This window comes from Sinorhizobium sp. NG07B, from assembly GCF_002532005.1.
Classification (GTDB): domain Bacteria; phylum Pseudomonadota; class Alphaproteobacteria; order Rhizobiales; family Rhizobiaceae; genus Sinorhizobium; species Sinorhizobium fredii_C.
Genome location: NZ_NWTD01000001.1, coordinates 315,399 through 330,962 on the forward strand (window position 1 = coordinate 315,399; position 15,564 = coordinate 330,962).

Annotated in this window: 13 protein-coding genes, 1 tRNA gene and 1 pseudogene; 4 read left to right on the forward strand and 11 right to left on the reverse strand. The window is 64.6% G+C overall.

Annotated elements, in window-relative coordinates; all coding sequences use genetic code 11:
• Positions 1-21 precede the first annotated feature (21 nt).
• A tRNA-Arg gene (locus CO664_RS01580) sits at positions 22-98 on the forward strand.
• A gap of 553 nt (positions 99-651) precedes the next feature.
• On the opposite strand, the gene CO664_RS01585 is transcribed toward CO664_RS01580, so the two are convergent.
• The 8 genes and pseudogenes from CO664_RS01585 to CO664_RS01620 form a co-directional block, all read right to left on the reverse strand.
• Entirely contained in the window at positions 652-1,122 is a 471-nt protein-coding gene (locus CO664_RS01585) for an aminoacyl-tRNA deacylase (RefSeq protein WP_037420633.1), read from the reverse strand.
• A gap of 96 nt (positions 1,123-1,218) precedes the next feature.
• Positions 1,219-1,896, reverse strand: coding sequence for an isoprenylcysteine carboxylmethyltransferase family protein (locus CO664_RS01590; RefSeq protein ID WP_097537770.1), 678 nt, complete (start codon positions 1,894-1,896; stop codon positions 1,219-1,221).
• A 330-nt stretch (positions 1,897-2,226) separates the two neighbouring features.
• A complete protein-coding gene (locus CO664_RS01595; protein ID WP_097525669.1) occupies positions 2,227-2,655 on the reverse strand; it encodes a DUF1810 domain-containing protein in 429 nt (142 codons plus the stop codon).
• Between the two features lie 43 nt (positions 2,656-2,698).
• A complete protein-coding gene (locus CO664_RS01600) occupies positions 2,699-3,685 on the reverse strand; it encodes an aldo/keto reductase (protein WP_097537771.1) in 987 nt (328 codons plus the stop codon).
• 93 nt (positions 3,686-3,778) lie between these two features.
• Positions 3,779-4,363: a YigZ family protein gene (locus tag CO664_RS01605; protein ID WP_037420624.1), complete on the reverse strand. Its 585-nt coding sequence runs from the start codon at positions 4,361-4,363 to the stop codon at positions 3,779-3,781.
• Positions 4,364-4,618: 255 nt separating this feature from the next.
• Positions 4,619-8,319: pseudogene (putA, locus tag CO664_RS01610) on the reverse strand (trifunctional transcriptional regulator/proline dehydrogenase/L-glutamate gamma-semialdehyde dehydrogenase).
• A gap of 160 nt (positions 8,320-8,479) precedes the next feature.
• Entirely contained in the window at positions 8,480-8,809 is a 330-nt protein-coding gene (locus CO664_RS01615; RefSeq protein ID WP_097525578.1) for a YkgJ family cysteine cluster protein, read from the reverse strand.
• A 50-nt stretch (positions 8,810-8,859) separates the two neighbouring features.
• On the reverse strand, positions 8,860-9,666 hold the full coding sequence (locus tag CO664_RS01620) for a phosphodiesterase (protein WP_037420615.1): 807 nt from the start codon (positions 9,664-9,666) through the stop codon (positions 8,860-8,862).
• A gap of 188 nt (positions 9,667-9,854) precedes the next feature.
• Between CO664_RS01620 and CO664_RS01625 the strand changes: the two genes are divergently transcribed.
• On the forward strand, positions 9,855-10,889 hold the full coding sequence (locus tag CO664_RS01625) for a proline racemase family protein (RefSeq protein ID WP_097537772.1): 1,035 nt from the start codon (positions 9,855-9,857) through the stop codon (positions 10,887-10,889).
• 51 nt (positions 10,890-10,940) lie between these two features.
• Here CO664_RS01625 and CO664_RS01630 read toward each other — a convergent pair whose 3' ends face one another.
• Positions 10,941-11,498: a sel1 repeat family protein gene (locus CO664_RS01630; RefSeq protein WP_097537773.1), complete on the reverse strand. Its 558-nt coding sequence runs from the start codon at positions 11,496-11,498 to the stop codon at positions 10,941-10,943.
• Positions 11,499-11,677: 179 nt separating this feature from the next.
• Between CO664_RS01630 and CO664_RS01635 the strand changes: the two genes are divergently transcribed.
• Positions 11,678-12,298 (forward strand): FecR domain-containing protein, encoded by a 621-nt coding sequence (locus CO664_RS01635; protein ID WP_097525581.1) that lies wholly within the window; start codon positions 11,678-11,680, stop codon positions 12,296-12,298.
• A gap of 3 nt (positions 12,299-12,301) precedes the next feature.
• On the opposite strand, the gene CO664_RS01640 is transcribed toward CO664_RS01635, so the two are convergent.
• Both CO664_RS01640 and CO664_RS01645 read right to left on the reverse strand, forming a co-directional pair.
• Positions 12,302-14,167 carry an adenylate/guanylate cyclase domain-containing protein gene (locus tag CO664_RS01640; RefSeq protein ID WP_097537774.1) on the reverse strand — a complete coding sequence of 622 codons (1,866 nt, stop codon included), beginning with the start codon at positions 14,165-14,167 and terminating at the stop codon, positions 12,302-12,304.
• A 3-nt stretch (positions 14,168-14,170) separates the two neighbouring features.
• Positions 14,171-14,875: a Crp/Fnr family transcriptional regulator gene (locus tag CO664_RS01645; protein WP_097537775.1), complete on the reverse strand. Its 705-nt coding sequence runs from the start codon at positions 14,873-14,875 to the stop codon at positions 14,171-14,173.
• 220 nt (positions 14,876-15,095) lie between these two features.
• Here CO664_RS01645 and CO664_RS01650 point away from each other — a divergent pair, with 220 nt between their 5' ends.
• Positions 15,096-15,533: a DoxX family protein gene (locus CO664_RS01650; protein WP_097538557.1), complete on the forward strand. Its 438-nt coding sequence runs from the start codon at positions 15,096-15,098 to the stop codon at positions 15,531-15,533.
• Positions 15,534-15,564: the final 31 nt, after the last annotated feature.

Here is a 15,564-nt window from a genome sequence, read left to right on the forward strand (position 1 = left end):
GGTGGTCACCGCTTCAGCCACGCACCCGTAGCTCAGCTGGATAGAGCACCAGACTACGAATCTGGGGGTCAGGAGTTCGAATCTCTTCGGGTGCGCCATTCTCTCTGTGTCCCTCCTGGACACCTAGGGGATGACGGAATGTCCCTGCCACATGGGTCACAATCCGTACGACACGAGATTGTCACCCCACCCACGTCTTCGGTACGAAACGTCACCTACCTCTCAGGTCCGGGGGATCCAAAGCAAGCCGCATTCTGGTTTTTGCAAGCGGCTCAACGAGGTCATGCTGGCGCGCAAGCGATGATCGGTGCATCTTGGCGCCGGTGTGGAGCTCGATCGACTGCGTGCTACACGTTGGCTTAGGGCGAGCGCCGAGTAAGGTAATCCGCTCGCGCAAGTCATTTTTGCCAAGAGTAGAAGCTGAACTTACCCCTGATGAACGAATGCTTTTGCAGAAGGAAATTGTCGATTCAGCCGGGGCAGGCCAAAGTTAGTGCGGTTGGCGTGAGCGTTGTTTCTTCGATGCCAAGCTCAAGCTCTCGGGTTCAAGCGCCCTTTTTCACATCGTCAGAAGTCCACTCCGGAATTAGTTGCTTAGCTTGCGCGTAGACAACAGCGTAGCCCTGCGACGACACGGGCCTGCTGCGCCGTTCAACCGGGATGGCTGAAACGGGCTACCTGAGCATCCCTCGTCAGGTTGCGGAAGCTGGTGCCGCTCATATGCACCAGGGTTCGGTGGTCGCCGCCCTCGAAATAGACGTCATTGGCCTTGTCGAGACTCTCGTCGAGGATGACCGGTACGCCATAGGCCGATCCGATGGGCGGCACGGCGCCGATCTCGCAATCGTTGAAGAGCGTGCTGACTTCTTCCTCCGAGGCGAGGCCGAGACGCCGGTTCATCACATCCTGCAACGTCGAGAGCTCGACCCGGTGCGTGGCCGGCACGACGGCAAGCACGTAGCCCATCTCGTGGTGTACGACCACGGATTTGGCCAGCCTGTTGCCCGGAACATGGGCGGCCTCGGCGGTTTGGCTGGTCGTTGCGGTCCGGTGGTGAGGGACAGTGTCGTAGTCGACACCCTCGGTCTCGATATAGTGCTGGAGTTTCCTGGCGATGGTCATCGTAGGCGTCCCTTCTGTTGAGCAGTGACGCAGGAATGATTTTATTCTGCTCTGATCGTCTGCGGAGTCAACGGCGAATGGACGCGGCGACGACCGTCACCACACCAACGGAACGAGCCGATAGCGCACCCGTTCCGCATAGGCGTCGTAGTCCGCAAGGCCGGCGCGCAGCGCCTTTTCCTCGATGCCGATGCGGATGGCGAGGAGAGCCGCGAGTCCCAATGCGGCAAGCAGTCCCCACCAGGAGCCGAGCAGCAGCGACGTCCCGGCGACGAAAAGCAGGCTGCCGCTGTAGAGGGGATGGCGGACATAGCGATAGGGTCCGGTGGTGACGACCCGTTGTCCCCGCTCGCTCTGCACCTTGACTACCGGCGCCGCAAAACTGTTTTCGCGCATGACCCGGTAGCTGAAGCCGACCGACAGAACGACCAGCAGTGCGCCCGCCGCCTGCACCCAGGGCGGCACTGCCGACCATTCGAACCGGGCGGCATCGAGCGCCATGAAGGCGAAGGCGCCGAACAGGAACAGGACAAGCACGCAGATGAGCACCTTGTCGGCCCTCGGCTGGTCCTTCTGGATGGGTGCGGCCAATCGCTCCTTGAGCAGCGCCGGATCGTGCCAGGCAAGCAGGAACCCGGTGCCGAGCGAGAGTGCCAGCATGAGGGCGAGGTAGATCCATGCCGCCGTCCAGTCGAAGGTTCCGGCAGATACGAAGAGAACGGCTCCCATGATGCCGAACCAGACGACGGTCTGAGTGATCAACCTGGCGACCATCGGTGAACTCCCTTGCAACATCCATGCTGCCCCGCCCGGTGTCCTCGAACTTAGCGGCGCAGTGGGGCACGTTTGCGGCAAGCGCGGGCGGCATTTTCGGCGCGTTCACGCGGTTGTGCACGGAACCGGCCTCAAAACGGCTCCGGCGGATTCCTACATGATTTCCGTCTGCAAACCGATTGTGAGGCCATGATGAGAAAGGAGGGCCGCGAGTGCATCGCTATATGATGAAGGAGCTGATGCTGATCATCGCCGGCCTGAGCGCCTGTGCCCTTCTGATCCTTCTCGTCACCCAGATCCCGGGCGCGTCGCCTTGATGTTGGCCGGTCTTCAGATACTTTCGAGAATTTCCATCGTTCGAGGGTCTCGGACGCCGCTGTAGTAGCGATCGAGCGCCCTTGCGAAGGCGCCGCCGGCCGGGTCGGCGGCCTCGAAGAGCGTCATCGACGAGCGGAACTTGAGATCGTCCGGCCGGCCGAAAATCTCCAGCGCGCTGCGCCCTGCTACCAGGTTCACCGCCTCCGTGCATTCGATGAGGCGCCGGCCCAGCAGCGGGTGCTTGAGATAGGCTCGCGCCTCATCGATATCCGCTATCGCGTAGCGCTGCGCCATCGAGGAATGGCCGAGGCCCTGAACCTGTGGAAAGATGAACCACATCCAATGGCTGCGCTTGGCGCCGACGCGGAGCTCCGCCAGCGCCGTTTCATAGACGCCTTGCTGTGCCGTGACGAAACGTTCGAGATCGAAGGCGTTGCTCATCGGCTTGCCTTGTGCCGCCGTCAGGCAGGCGCTGTCGCGGCCCCTACCATCGCTGATGAACATGGACCTTGATCAGCCGCTCGTAAAGTGCGGCGATTGCCTCCATGGCCGCTCCGTCGATCGGCGGAAGGGCGCTCGCCGCCGCGTTCGATTGCGCCTGGCCGGCATTGCGAGCGCCGGGGATGACGACGGAAACCGCTTCCTGCTCGAGGATCCAGCGGAGCGCGAACTGCGCCATCGGCACGCCGGCCGGCACGAAAGCACGCAGTTCCTCCACCGCCTCCAGCGCCGCCTCGAACGGCACGCCGGCAAAGGTCTCGCCGACATCGAAGGCTTCGCCATGGCGGTTGAAGTTGCGGTGGTCGTCCGCGGCGAACGCCGTGTCCCTGCCGATTTTGCCGGAAAGCAGCCCGGAGGCGAGAGGTACGCGCACGATGATGCCGACATTCTTCTTTCTTGCCTCGGCAAAGAACAGATCGTGCGGCCGCTGGCGGAAGATGTTGTAGATGATCTGCACCGTGGCGACGCCCGGATACTCGATCGCCTTCAGCGCCTCTTCGACCCTTTCGACCGAAACGCCGTAGTGGCGGATCTTGCCCTTGGCTTTGAGCTGGTCGAGTGCTTCAAAAAACTGCGGCCGGTAGTAGACGTCGGTCGGCGGGCAGTGGAGTTGCACGAGATCGAGCGTCTCGACGCCGAGATTCTCGAGGCTGCGGTCGATGAAGGCCTCGATATTGGCGCCCGTATAGCCGTCGGCGACATGCGGATTGAGCCGGCGGCCGGCCTTGGTGGCGACGAAGGGCTTCTCACCGCCGCGTTCCTTCAGCACCGCCGCGATGATCTTTTCCGAGCGCCCGTCGCCATAGACGTCGGCCGTGTCGATGAAGGTCACGCCACTATCGAGCGCCGCGTGCAGGGCGCGCTTGCCGTCCTCCTCGCTGACATCGCCCCAGGAGCCGCCGATCTGCCAGGCGCCGAAGCCAAGCTCCGAAATCGCCGCGCCCGTCCGTCCCAAAATTCTCGTCTTCATCTGCAGGTCTCCTCCATTATCCTGAAATCGCAGCGGCGCCGTGCGTGCTTATCGATCAATTGTATGATGATTGTGAGGCCGAGGAAAAGGCGTTCAGTCCTCGCTCGACAGGATAGCCCTGCCGCGGCTGAGATCGCTCACGAGTGCGCGTGTTGCGTCTGCCGCGTCCTTCGGCAGCCCGATCGCCAGCACCGCGCCCGTGTCGGTGAAGCTCTCGCTGGCGATCGAGACGCCGCGAGCGGCAAGCCGCGCCTTGATGAGGGCGAGATCGGCAAAATCGCAGGCGACCGTGGCCCGCAGCGTCTCGACCAACTCGACCTTTTCCGCGGTCCTGAGGCAGAGCGCGGCAGTGCCGCCATAGGCCCGGACCAGTCCGCCGCTGCCGAGGAGGATGCCGCCGAACCAGCGCGTGACGACGACTGCGACCCGGTCGAGCGACTGTCCGTCGATCGCCGCGAGAATTGGCTTACCTGCGGTGCCGCTCGGCTCGCCGTCATCATTGAAGCGATAGGTCTGGCCGATGCGCCAGGCCCAGCAATTGTGATTGGCGGTGGGGTCGGAATGGGCAGAGAGAAAGGCCTTTGCGGCCTGCTCGTCGTCGATCGGACCGGCGATCGCCAGAAAGCGGCTCTTCTTGATTTCCTGTGTCGAGGTCTCGATGCGCTGGAGGGTGAACATCCGCTGTTTCCGGTTTGGGAGCGGTCATAGCGGAATGGGGGCACTTCGTCATCTGTGATGAATTGCCTGCCGAGGCGCACCTCGCCCCTCCCCAACCCCTCCCCACAAGGGGGAGGGGCTTGAGCCTCCGCTGCGGCCGACTACCATGCCGGAACACTCTCGCCTGCTGCAACGACCAAACGCGGGCCTAAAGGGTGCGGCAGCTCAAGCCCCTCCGCCTTGTGGGCCCTTGTGCGGAGGGGTATGTCCAGAGTCTCAGCCGATCGCCATCAGGCTGGCATTGCCGCCGGCGGCGGCCGTGTTGATCGAGGTGGAAACCTCCTCGACCAGCCAGTTCAGGCAATAGGCGTCCGGATTGCGGCCGATTTCCTCGCCGGAAGCCGCCTGGACGAGCACGAGCGGACCGGGAAGCGCCGCAATTGCCTTGTTAACGTCGCGGATGCGTTCGGCGTCGCCCTCGACCAGCGCGCCGGCAAAGGGGCCGTCGGCGGCCCAGTCCTTCGACCAGGAGACGCGCAGCGCGACGCTGTGCGGCAGGTTCTTGAGCGAGGATTGCAGGCCGGAGGCGGCGTTGACCACGACGCTGTTGCCGGTCGCGAGCGCCGCGGCGAGCTGGTGATAGAGGCCGCTCTCGGTCGCGGGCACAAGGAGAACGCGGCCGCGCGGATGCAGCGCATAGAGATTGCGCTCGCCGACCGGGCCGGGGAGTTCCACATCGAGCCCCAAAGCCGAGTTGCTGCCGGCGTTGCGCGCTGCTTCCGCTTCCGCTGTGGCGCTCTTGCCGTCGAGCCACTTGGCGAAATCGAGCAGAACGGGATCGGTATGCACGGAGCTGTGCTGCGGCGGCACCGGGGCCGTCGTCACCAGCCGGCCGAGATAGAGCGGCCCGCCGGCCTTGGGGCCGGTGCCGGAAAGGCCGCGGCCGCCGAAGGGCTGCACGCCCACCACCGCGCCGATGATGTTGCGGTTGACATAGAGATTGCCGGCCTTGATGCCGCTCGTCACATGGGCGATCGTCTCGTCGAGGCGGGTGTGCAGGCCGAAGGTCAGTCCGTAGCCAGTGGCATTGATGTCGTCGATCAGCCGGTCGAGGTTGTCGCGGCGGTAGCGGATGACGTGCAGCACCGGCCCGAAAACCTCGCGCTGGAGATCGGAGAGCTTCTCCAGCTCGATGATCGTCGGCGGCACGAAGGTGCCCTTTTGCGTCTCGGCGGCGAGGCCGATCTGCTCAACCTTGCGGCCGAGCCCGCGCATCCGCTCGATGTGCTTGTCGATCGTCTCCTTCGCATCTGCCGTGATGACCGGACCGACATCGACGGAAAAGCGATCGGTGCGGCCGATGTTCAATTCGTGCAGCGCTCCCCTCAGCATGTTGAGGGTCCGGTCGGCGATATCCTCCTGCAGGCAGAGCACGCGCAGCGCCGAGCAGCGCTGTCCAGCGCTGTCGAAGGCCGAGGCGATGACGTCGCCGACGACCTGTTCGGCAAGCGCCGAGGAATCGACGATCATCGCGTTCTGGCCGCCGGTCTCGGCAATCAGCGGGATTGGCCGGCCGGAGGGCGAAAGCCGATCGGCGAGCTCAGCCTGGATGAGCCGCGCGACCTCCGTCGAACCGGTGAACATCACGCCCGCAGTCTCGGGCGCTGCGACCAGCGCGGCGCCGACTCGGCCGTCGCCCGGAAGGAACTGCAGCGCGCTTGCCGGCACGCCGGCCTCATGCAGAAGGCGCACGCCCTCGGCGGCGATCAGGGGCGTTTCCTCCGCCGGCTTGGCGAGCACCGGGTTGCCGGCGACAAGGGCTGCAGCAACCTGGCCGGTGAAGATGGCCAGCGGGAAGTTCCACGGGCTGATGCAGACGACGGGGCCGAGCGCCCTATGGCCGCGACCGAGGGTGCGGCGCGTCTGCTCGGCGTAATAGCGCAGGAAATCGATCGCCTCGCGCACCTCGGCAATGGCATTCAGCACCGACTTGCCCGCCTCGCGCATGATCAGCCCGAGAAGCGTCGGCATGCGTGCCTGCATCAGGTCTGCGGCGCGCTCGAGGCCCGTTCCGCCGGCGGAACGGCAGCCCAATTCGAGGCCGCATCGGCGGCTAGGCGAGCGGCCCGTCTTGCATCCTCCTCCGACGTCTCTGTGACCGAGCCGACGCGGTCGCGATGGTCGCCCGGATTGACGACCGGCCGGGTTTCGCCGCCCGCCGCGCCGGTCGCGAGTTGCGGCACCGCCGTCCAGGCGATCGCGGCGCTCGCCTTCAGCGTCTCCGTCAGGGAGGCGAGCGTCGCTTCGTTGGAAAGATCGAGGCCGGCCGAATTGGGGCGTGCAGCGCCGAAGAGCTCGGCCGGCAGCGCGATCTTCTCGTGCTTTGCGCCGACCACCGGCATGGCGCGGACGATCTCCACGGGATCGGCGACCAGCTCGTCGATCGAGACCATCGGATCGGCGATGCGATGCACGAAGGAGGAGTTGGCACCGTTCTCGAGCAGGCGGCGCACGAGATAGGCAAGCAGCGTTTCGTGCGTGCCGACCGGCGCATAGATGCGGCAGGGCCGGCCGAGATTCTCCCGGCCCACCACTTCCTCATAGAGCGGCTCGCCCATGCCGTGCAGGCACTGGAATTCGTATCTGCCGACGTGAAAGTCCTTGCCGGCCATGTGGTAGATGGCGGCGAGCGTCTGGGCGTTGTGGGTGGCGAACTGCGGGAATACCAGCTCGGTCGCCGAAAGCAGCTTGCGGGCGCAGGCAATGTAGGAGACGTCGGTGTGAATTTTGCGGGTGAAGACCGGGAAATCGTCGAGCCCGTCGAGTTGCGCCCGCTTGATCTCGGCGTCCCAATAGGCGCCCTTGACGAGTCTGACCATGATGCGCCGGCCGGCGCGCCGCGCCAGGTCGATGATGAAGTCGAGCACGAAGGGGCAACGCTTGCCATAGGCCTGCACGACGAAGCCCATGCCGTTCCAGTCGGCGAGATCGGCGTCGAGGCAGAGCTCTTCCAGAAGGTCGAGCGAGAGTTCCAGCCGGTCGGCCTCTTCGGCGTCGATGTTGAGGCCGATATCGTATCTCTTGGCGAGGATCGCGAGCGACTTCACCTTCGGCAGCAATTCCTCCATCACCCTCAACGCCTGCGCCCGCGTATAGCGCGGATGGAGCGCGGAGAGCTTGATCGAGATGCCGGGACCTTCATAGATGCCCCGTCCGGCCGAAGCCTTGCCGATCGCGTGGATGGCGTTCTCATAGTCCTTGTAGTAGCGCTTCGCGTCCGCGGCGGTCGTCGCCGCTTCGCCAAGCATGTCGTAGGAATAGCGGAAGCCCTTCTGTTCGAGCGCGCGGGAGCGTCGCAGCGCCTCGTCGATCGTCTCGCCGGTGACGAATTGCTCGCCCATCATTCGCATCGCCATGTCGACGCCACGGCGGATCACCGGTTCGCCGCAGCGGGAGATCAGCCGCGTCAGCGCCGCGGCAAGGCTGCGGTCGTTGACCGTCGACGTCAGCTTGCCGGTGACGACCAGGCCCCAGGTGGCGGCGTTGACGAAGAGCGATCGGCCGCCGCCGAGATGCGATTTCCAGTCGCCATCGGAGATTTTGTCGCGGATCAGCGCGTCGCGCGTCGCCGTGTCGGGAATGCGGAGAAGGGCCTCGGCAAGGCACATCAGCGCCACGCCCTCCTGGCTCGAAAGCGAGTATTCCTGCACCAGCCCCTCGACCCCCGAACCCTTGTGCTTGGCGCGCAGTGCCTCGACCAGCTTGCGAGCGGTCCGTGCGGCGGCGTCCCGCATTTCCCGAGGCAGTGTTGCGGCCTCGACGAGCTGCGGCAGGCACTCCGTCTCAGGCCGGCGATAGGCGGCCGTGATCGCCTGACGCAGCGTGCTCTGGGTCCGGATCGGCGGCGCGAAGTCCGCAAACGGCGCCGGGTCGGCGTCGGTCGTAACGGTTGGTTTCTGAAGTCGGGTCTGGCTCATCGAACGCGATCCTCCACGCGGGAATTCGTGGCCGAACAATACGCTTTATGGTGCCGAACCTCCATCCGGCAAATTCGCCATCTCCCAGGATGTTTCGCTACACATATCACCAAGGTAGTGAAATGTACGGAGCAGGAAGAGTGATCCAGACGATTCCACATCAAGCCGCGGCGCCGAAAAGCCGTTGTCGGGCCATCAGGCATTCGTCGTCTCCGGGCATGCAGGTCCGGCAGACGATCGGTCGCACCGCATAGACCTTGCAGGCGACAGATTTGCCGAGCGTGCCCTCGAGCGCCGTGCAGCGCTCGTTCTCGCAGCGCATGCCGCCGAGGTCGGCGGCGACGTGGTCCGCCGGTATTCGTTCCAGTTCCTCGTCCGTCTCCAGCGAGAAACGCGGCCATTCGGCCGAATAGGCGCAACAGGCGCCGCAGCTCTGGCAATCGAAATCGTGACTGGCGAAGTCGCGGCTGGCGGAAAGGGAGAGGGTCATGGCGCCAGCCTATCACGAAGCCGGTGGCGTCGGAACTGGCCAAGCGGGTCTCACGCCACCGCCGCGTCGCGCTTTGCGATCTCGTAGTCTTCGGTATGCACCAGCACGCCATCGGCGGTGACCACCGCGATGCCGTAGGCCGCCGGCTCATCGACGGAAAGCGATGCATCCGCGATGTCGAAGGGCATCGGCTGCTGGTGGACCGGGCTCTTGAAGATCGAGAAGGGAATGCCGCGGCTGGAGCCGCTGATGGTGCGATGCACATGTCCGGCAAAGATGTGGCGTACATTGCCGTGCCGTTTCACGAGCCCGTAGAATTGCTCCTCGTTGATCAGCCGGATCATGTCGATGCCCGCAAATCCGCTGGCATGCGGCGGGTGGTGCATGAAGATGAGGACCGGCCGGTCGTCGGCGCTGCCGAGCTGCCGGTCGAGCCAGTTGAGGCGCCTCTCGCAGAGTTGGCCGGCATGGCTCATCGGATAGTCGTAAGGCGGTGCAAACAGCGTGTCGAGCAACACAGCCCGGCAATCGGGAAAATCGATCACCTGCTGCACGAAGCCGTTCTCGTCTCTCGCGGCCTCCCGGAACACTTCCAGGAAAACTTCGCGCCGATCATGATTGCCGAGCATCACGGCCGCGGGCGGGATCAACTCGAAAAGCAGATCCTTCAACCGTTCATAGGAGGCACGGTCCGCCTGGTGCGTGAGGTCGCCGGCAAAAATCACCCGGTCGGCATCGGCATGGTAGCGATTGACATGGTCGATGCCGTTGGCGAGCCGCCGATAGGGGTCGATCCCAATGATCGTCGTGCCGTCGGGAACCATGTGAAGATCGGTGAAGATGATGAACTTTGTCATGAGGGGGCGTCGCAATACTGATCTGACGGCACGCTCCTCCCCTTGGCTCCGCCGGTCAAGCGGCATCTTTGGGTGGATCGATCAGGCACGCTTGCGATTGGGCCGGCAGGCAGTCTCTTGCGGCTCGATGGCGAACGCGCTATGGGTTGCTGACGCTGATATATCAGTCGATATCCGGAGAGACGGTCATGAGATGGAAGCGCACGATCCAGTTGCTGGACGTCCATTGCGAGGGTGAGATCGGCAAGGTGGCGATCGGCGGCGTGCCGAAGATCCCAGGCAATTCTATCGCCGAGCAGCTGAACCACATCAACACGGTGGATGACAGCCTGCGCCGGTTCCTCTGCCTCGAGCCGCGCTCCGGATCGATTGGCTCGGTCAACCTGCTGCTGCCGCCGAAGCGGCCGGGGGCCGATGCCGGCTTCATCATTCTGCAGGCCGACCAGGCGCATGCGATGTCCGGCTCCAATTCGATCTGCGTGACGACGGCGCTGCTCGAATCCGGCATGATCGAGATGAAGGAGCCGGAAACCGTGGTGATGCTCGACACCGCCGCGGGTCTCGTGAAGGCGACGGCCAGCTGCCGCGACGGCCGTTGTGAGCGGGTGAAGCTCACCATGGTTCCGTCGTTCGTCCAGGAGCTGGATGTCGAGCTGGACACGCCGGAATGGGGCCGCATCAAGCTCGATCTCTGCTTCGGCGGCGTGTTTTACGCTCTGGTTGACGTCCGCCAGATCGGCACGACGATCGAAAAGGCGAATGCCCGCCGGATCGTCGAGGCAGGCATGGCACTGAAGGACATCATCAATCGCACCATACCGGTGGTGCACCCGGTAATCCCCGAGATCAGCGGCGTTGCCTATGTGATGTTCCGCGACACGGAGGAAGACGGCGCCGTCAGAACCTGCACCACCATGTGGCCCGGCCGTGTCGATCGCTCGCCCTGCGGCACCGGCAGCTCGGCAAATCTTGCGACGCTCCATGCGCGCGGCAGGGTCAAGCCGGGCGACGTCCTGAAATCCCGCTCGATCATAGGCTCGGAATTCGAGGTCGGCCTCGAAGCCGAGACGACGGTCGCCGGGCGGAAGGCGATCATTCCGACCATATCCGGCCGCGGCTGGACCTTCGGCTTGCATCAGCTGGCGCTCGATCCGTTCGATCCGCTCGCCGATGGTTTTGCGCTGACCGATACCTGGGGGCCCCAGGCGGGCGAGATCCGCTAGCTCTAAGCACACGAGGTGCCGGCTTCGGTGGATTTCGCGTACCCAGCGTCCTCACTGGAGATCGTTCGTCTTCGCCCGCTCCAGCCATTGCGCCGCAAGGACGCCGTCGACCCGCGTGCCGACACCATCCCGATAGGCGGCGGCGAGATACTGGGCGGCGGCGCGATTGCCCTCGGAGGCGGCGCGCTGATAGAGCTCGAAGGCCGCTTCCGGCTCGCCGCGCTCCGCCAGCCGGGTGCCGTAGACAGCCATCGCCAGCGCATGGCCGTTTTGCGCCGCCTCGCCGAGAATACGAAGCGACTTTAGCCTTTCGCCGGCGCGTTCGAGCACACGGGCAAGCTGAAACTGCGTCCGCGCGCCGCCATTCTGGTTATAGGCTTCGCGGCAGGCCGACAGTGCGACGCCGATGCGGATATCCTGCGTCGCGACAGCCGGAAAGGCTCTGTTGCGCTCCAGATCGAGTTCGCTGCCGGCCTCCCGATCGCATTGCTCGGCGGCAGTGAGCTCGGCGGCGCGAGCCGCGGGCGTGGCGGCGATGGACAGAAGCATCGCCGTTGCAATGAGCGGGCCGCTCGCGATGCGAATGGTCGGTTTGATCCGGGTCTTCATGATACTCTCCGTTCTCCGGCCATAATCGTAGAACGGTTGTGACCCGGTGCCTGTTCCGAGCGAAACAGCCAGGGTCTTGGCATGCCTTCGAAGCGAGACGTCTTGCATCCTCCATGCCTCGGTCTATCCTCGAACGAAGGCTCGAACAGGGAGGGCTGCAAACGCAGCGGGAGAAGCCGATGCCTGAGCCACGGATAAGAAGAAGGGCGGTGCTTGGCGGCTTGCTCGCGGCGGTTATCGGCGGCCGCAGGGCTGCGGCGGCGAACGGTGCAGTCGTTGGCAAGGCGCAGAAAATCCGCGGCAATGTTCGCCGCCGGCAGGGTGAGGCGGATGAGCGGCTTGCCGCAGGCGGCGCCGTTCTCGACCGTGACTATGTCACGACCAGCACCAACAGCTTTGCCGATCTCGCGCTGAGCGAGACCCGAATCTTACTGGGACCCCAAACGGAGCTGCTGATCGACAGCTTCATTGCCGGCGAAGGTGGCACGCTCGAGCTCGGCGTCGGCCGCATGGTTTTTGACCGGCCACAAGGGCTGCCGAAGGCCGACGTCGCGGTCCGCACCGCCTTCGGAATGATCGGCGTTCGCGGCACGAAGTTCTTCTGCGGGCCCAGCCGGGCGGCTGCCTTCGCTGTTTTTGTCGAGCACGGTGCCGTCAGCGTCGAAGGCGCCGGCGTCGCGCGGACGCTGACTGCCGGCGAGGGCGTGGATTTCGACCGGCCGGGCGCAGCGCCAGGTGCGGTGACGCGATGGGGGCAGGCGCGCATCCGCGAGGCCTATGCGAGCGTGGGTTTAAGGTAGCGGCTACTGCCATTCGGCGTCCACGACGGTGAACAATTCCATCGATCCGAAACTGCGGATTTCGTGCCTGCCGAGCGGCCGAAGCGCAACGTTGCACTCGGCGGCGGCTGCCGGGCCGATGCAGATCGCCGTCCCGAGGAACTTGTTCGCCTCCTGGAGACGCGCCGCGAGGCTCACCGCGTCGCCGTGGGCGGTATAATCGAGCTTGCCGCCGGCACCGACCTCTCCAAGCACCGCCGGTCCGGTCTCGATGCCGATCCGGGTCCTGCCAAAACCATGCTTGGCAAATTGCGGTCGCTGCCGCATTTCTTCCGTCAAGGCGTGAACGGCGATGGCGCATTGGATGGCCTTGTCGACATGGTCGGCGAGATCCTCCGGCGCGTTGAAAAGCGAATGGACCGCATCGCCGACCACCTTGTCGACCATGCCGCCATGGCGGGCAACGAGCGCGTTCACCTCCGCGAAATAGACGTCGAGCAAGGCCACCAGCTCGCGTGGCCCTAGCTTTTGGGACAGCGTCGAGAAGCCTTCGATATCGGTGAAGAGAGCGGTCACCGGTCGCTCTTCGCCCGTCGCACCGCTGCGGTCCGGATCGTCTATGTAGCGCGCCACCACCGACTGCGGCAGATATTGCGAGAATTTCTGCCGGGCGATCGCTTCGGCTCGGCGCACCCGGGCGAGCTGCAGCGCGCTCGTCACGATGAGGATTGCCACCAGCGCGACCGAGATGCCGACGGCGTCGAAGAGCCAGCCGGTCGTGCCATAGATCGCCCCGGCAAAGGCACTGACGGAAAGCACGGCCGCGGCGCCGAGTGTCAGGGTCGTCAAAGGACGGAGCTTCGTTGCGCCATAGGCGGCAACGACACCGGCGGCGAGACCGAACAGCGCTTCGATCAGCGGCAGGTCGCCACCGCGGTAGGGCACGAAGCCCGTCACCACCGCATTGGCGATGTCGGCATGGATCTGCACGGAGGGCTCAAGCGGCATCGAGGCGGTCGGCCTCAGTCCGCCGAGGCTCGGCATGCTGCTGCCGAGAAAGACGAGCTTGCCGGCGATACGACCCGTGTCGAACCTGCCTGCGATGATGTCGGCGGCCGAGACCGTCCGGGCAGCGATTTCCGCCTGCGAACTCGCCACAAAACGAAGGTTGCCGTCCGCATCGAGGGGAATGATGGCATGGTCGAGTCTCAGCCAGGCGGGTTCTCCGCCGAGCACCGGCGTGCTGCTTGCCGCGCCGAGCCGGCCCGCTTCGATGCCGAGCGCCGGAAAGGCTTGGTTGTCGAGAATGGCGTAGGCCTGCGCGCGCCGTACCCGGGCATCCTTGTCTCCCACCAGGAAGGCCGCCGTCGCCCCCTTCGACCGGTCCATGAACATCGCGCAGGCGGTCTCTGCGCCCGGTATGAACCACTCATCGGGGACCGCGAGCTGGCGCCGCAAGGCGAGCGGTGGAACGGGCCGGGGGTGCTCAAGGGTGCGGTCGGCTGCGAGAAAACCAAGGACGACCGGCGCTTCGCCGATCGCCGAGGCGAGCGCGACGTTGGCCGGCGAGACCGGATCGCAGTCGGAACTGAAGACGAAGTCGACGGCGATCGCCTTGGCGCCGGCGGCTGTCAGGCGCGATATCAGTTCGGCGGTCGCACCTCTGTCCCAGCTTTCCGACCGCGCCTCGAAGGCCGTCTGATCGATGTCGACCACGGTGATATCTGCCGAGCGCGGCGAGGGGACCCACTGGGTGAGATTGTCGAAGAAGAGTTCACGCGGCGTGCGGAACGCCGCCTCGGCATGGAGGTAGAGAACAAGCGCCGCGACCAGACTCGCAACGACCCCGCCGGCAAACGGGCTGAAGCGGCGATGCGGCCATGGCGTCAGCGCCTAGTCCTCCGGTGGATCTGCTATCATCAGCAGGCGCCCCACATTACACGAGACGATGCCGTCCGTCCGCTTGAGAGCGCCGTTTTCCTCGAGCGAGAGAATGGCACGGTTCACCTTCGGCCGGCTCGCACCGAGAATGGCGGCGATGTCGGTCTGGCTCAGCGTCAGGCGCAGATTTGCACTTTCCGGCAGTTCGTTGCCGTGGATCTGCCGAAGCGTCGCCAGGAAGAAGCGCGCGACCCGGGCGTGGAGATCGTAGAGCGCGATCGTCTCCAGCCGGTCGGTCGTGTCGCGCAGCTGCGCGCAAAGGAAGCGGATGACCGCCTCGGCGATCCTCGGCTTCTGGGTGATCAGATCGAGAAAGGCCTTCTTGCCGATCACATAGCCTTCGGCGGCGGTGACCGCGGTCGCATCGGCCGAGCGCGGCTGATCGTCGAGCACCGCCATTTCGCCGAACAGCGCTCCCGCCTCGTGCTGGCGCAGCATCAGCTCGCGGCCTTGCGGGGTGAACAGCGAAAGCTTGATGCGCCCGGAAACCACGACAATCATGTAGTTGCCTTCGTCGCCGCGCTGGAAGATGACCGTGCCCGCGGGCCACCTGCGGTGACTGGCGATGTCGGCGAGTTCGCAGAGCGTTTCCTTGTCGAACTCTTCGAAAATCGGAAAGGACCGCCAGAAGGCGGGACTCCGGTTAATTTCGGTCATGAGACTTCCCCTGCGTGCCCTACGCGCCGGAGATTCTTCACACAGTCGCGGCCGTTGCAACATAAAAAGCATTGGGGGGACAGTGCATCGGGAGAAATGTTGACGAAATCACGCGATCGTCTCGAAATTGTGAACGATGTGTTTCTGCCATGGCGGCTGGTCGACTCGCAAAATGCTGATATTCCTGCTGCAAATCAGTTTTGAACAGGAGCCTTTGCGCATGCCTCAGAATGTCATCGTCCTCGTCGGGCGCGTTCTTCTCTCGATCATCTTCCTCGTCTCCGGCTTCGGCAAGCTCGCCGATCCCGCAGGCACCGCCGGCATGATCACCAATGCCGGATGGCCGGCGGCAACGGCGCTTGCCTATCTCGCCGGTCTTTTCGAACTGGTCGCGGGTCTTGCCGTTCTGGTTGGCTTCCAGACGCGCATCGCTTCCTATCTGCTCTCCGCCTTCTGCCTCGTGACGGCCTTCGTCTTCCACAGCGGCCCGATCAACGTTCCGGATTTCCCGGAAGCGGCAAACGGGCTTCTCTCCATGTTCAACCAGATCATGATGATGAAGAACATCACCATTGCCGGCGCCTTCCTGGTGCTTGCCGGCTTCGGCCCTGGAGCGCTCTCCGTTGACGCCCGCGTCGGCAAGGTGGTCGCCGCTTAGGCCTCCGGTTCCTCGCCTGGAAAAGAAGAAC

Bases quoted from the DNA above. Each gene is read 5' to 3' on its own strand.
- CO664_RS01585 (WP_037420633.1), bottom strand. From the start codon at position 1,122: ATGACCATCGCCAGGAAACTCCAGCACTATATCGAGACCGAGGGTGTC.
- CO664_RS01590 (WP_097537770.1), bottom strand. From the start codon at position 1,896: ATGGTCGCCAGGTTGATCACTCAGACCGTCGTCTGGTTCGGCATCATG.
- CO664_RS01595 (WP_097525669.1), bottom strand. From the start codon at position 2,655: ATGAGCAACGCCTTCGATCTCGAACGTTTCGTCACGGCACAGCAAGGC.
- CO664_RS01600 (WP_097537771.1), bottom strand. From the start codon at position 3,685: ATGAAGACGAGAATTTTGGGACGGACGGGCGCGGCGATTTCGGAGCTT.
- CO664_RS01605 (WP_037420624.1), bottom strand. From the start codon at position 4,363: ATGTTCACCCTCCAGCGCATCGAGACCTCGACACAGGAAATCAAGAAG.
- CO664_RS01615 (WP_097525578.1), bottom strand. From the start codon at position 8,809: ATGACCCTCTCCCTTTCCGCCAGCCGCGACTTCGCCAGTCACGATTTC.
- CO664_RS01620 (WP_037420615.1), bottom strand. From the start codon at position 9,666: ATGACAAAGTTCATCATCTTCACCGATCTTCACATGGTTCCCGACGGC.
- CO664_RS01625 (WP_097537772.1), top strand. From the start codon at position 9,855: ATGAGATGGAAGCGCACGATCCAGTTGCTGGACGTCCATTGCGAGGGT.
- CO664_RS01630 (WP_097537773.1), bottom strand. From the start codon at position 11,498: ATGAAGACCCGGATCAAACCGACCATTCGCATCGCGAGCGGCCCGCTC.
- CO664_RS01635 (WP_097525581.1), top strand. From the start codon at position 11,678: ATGCCTGAGCCACGGATAAGAAGAAGGGCGGTGCTTGGCGGCTTGCTC.
- CO664_RS01645 (WP_097537775.1), bottom strand. From the start codon at position 14,875: ATGACCGAAATTAACCGGAGTCCCGCCTTCTGGCGGTCCTTTCCGATT.
- CO664_RS01650 (WP_097538557.1), top strand. From the start codon at position 15,096: ATGCCTCAGAATGTCATCGTCCTCGTCGGGCGCGTTCTTCTCTCGATC.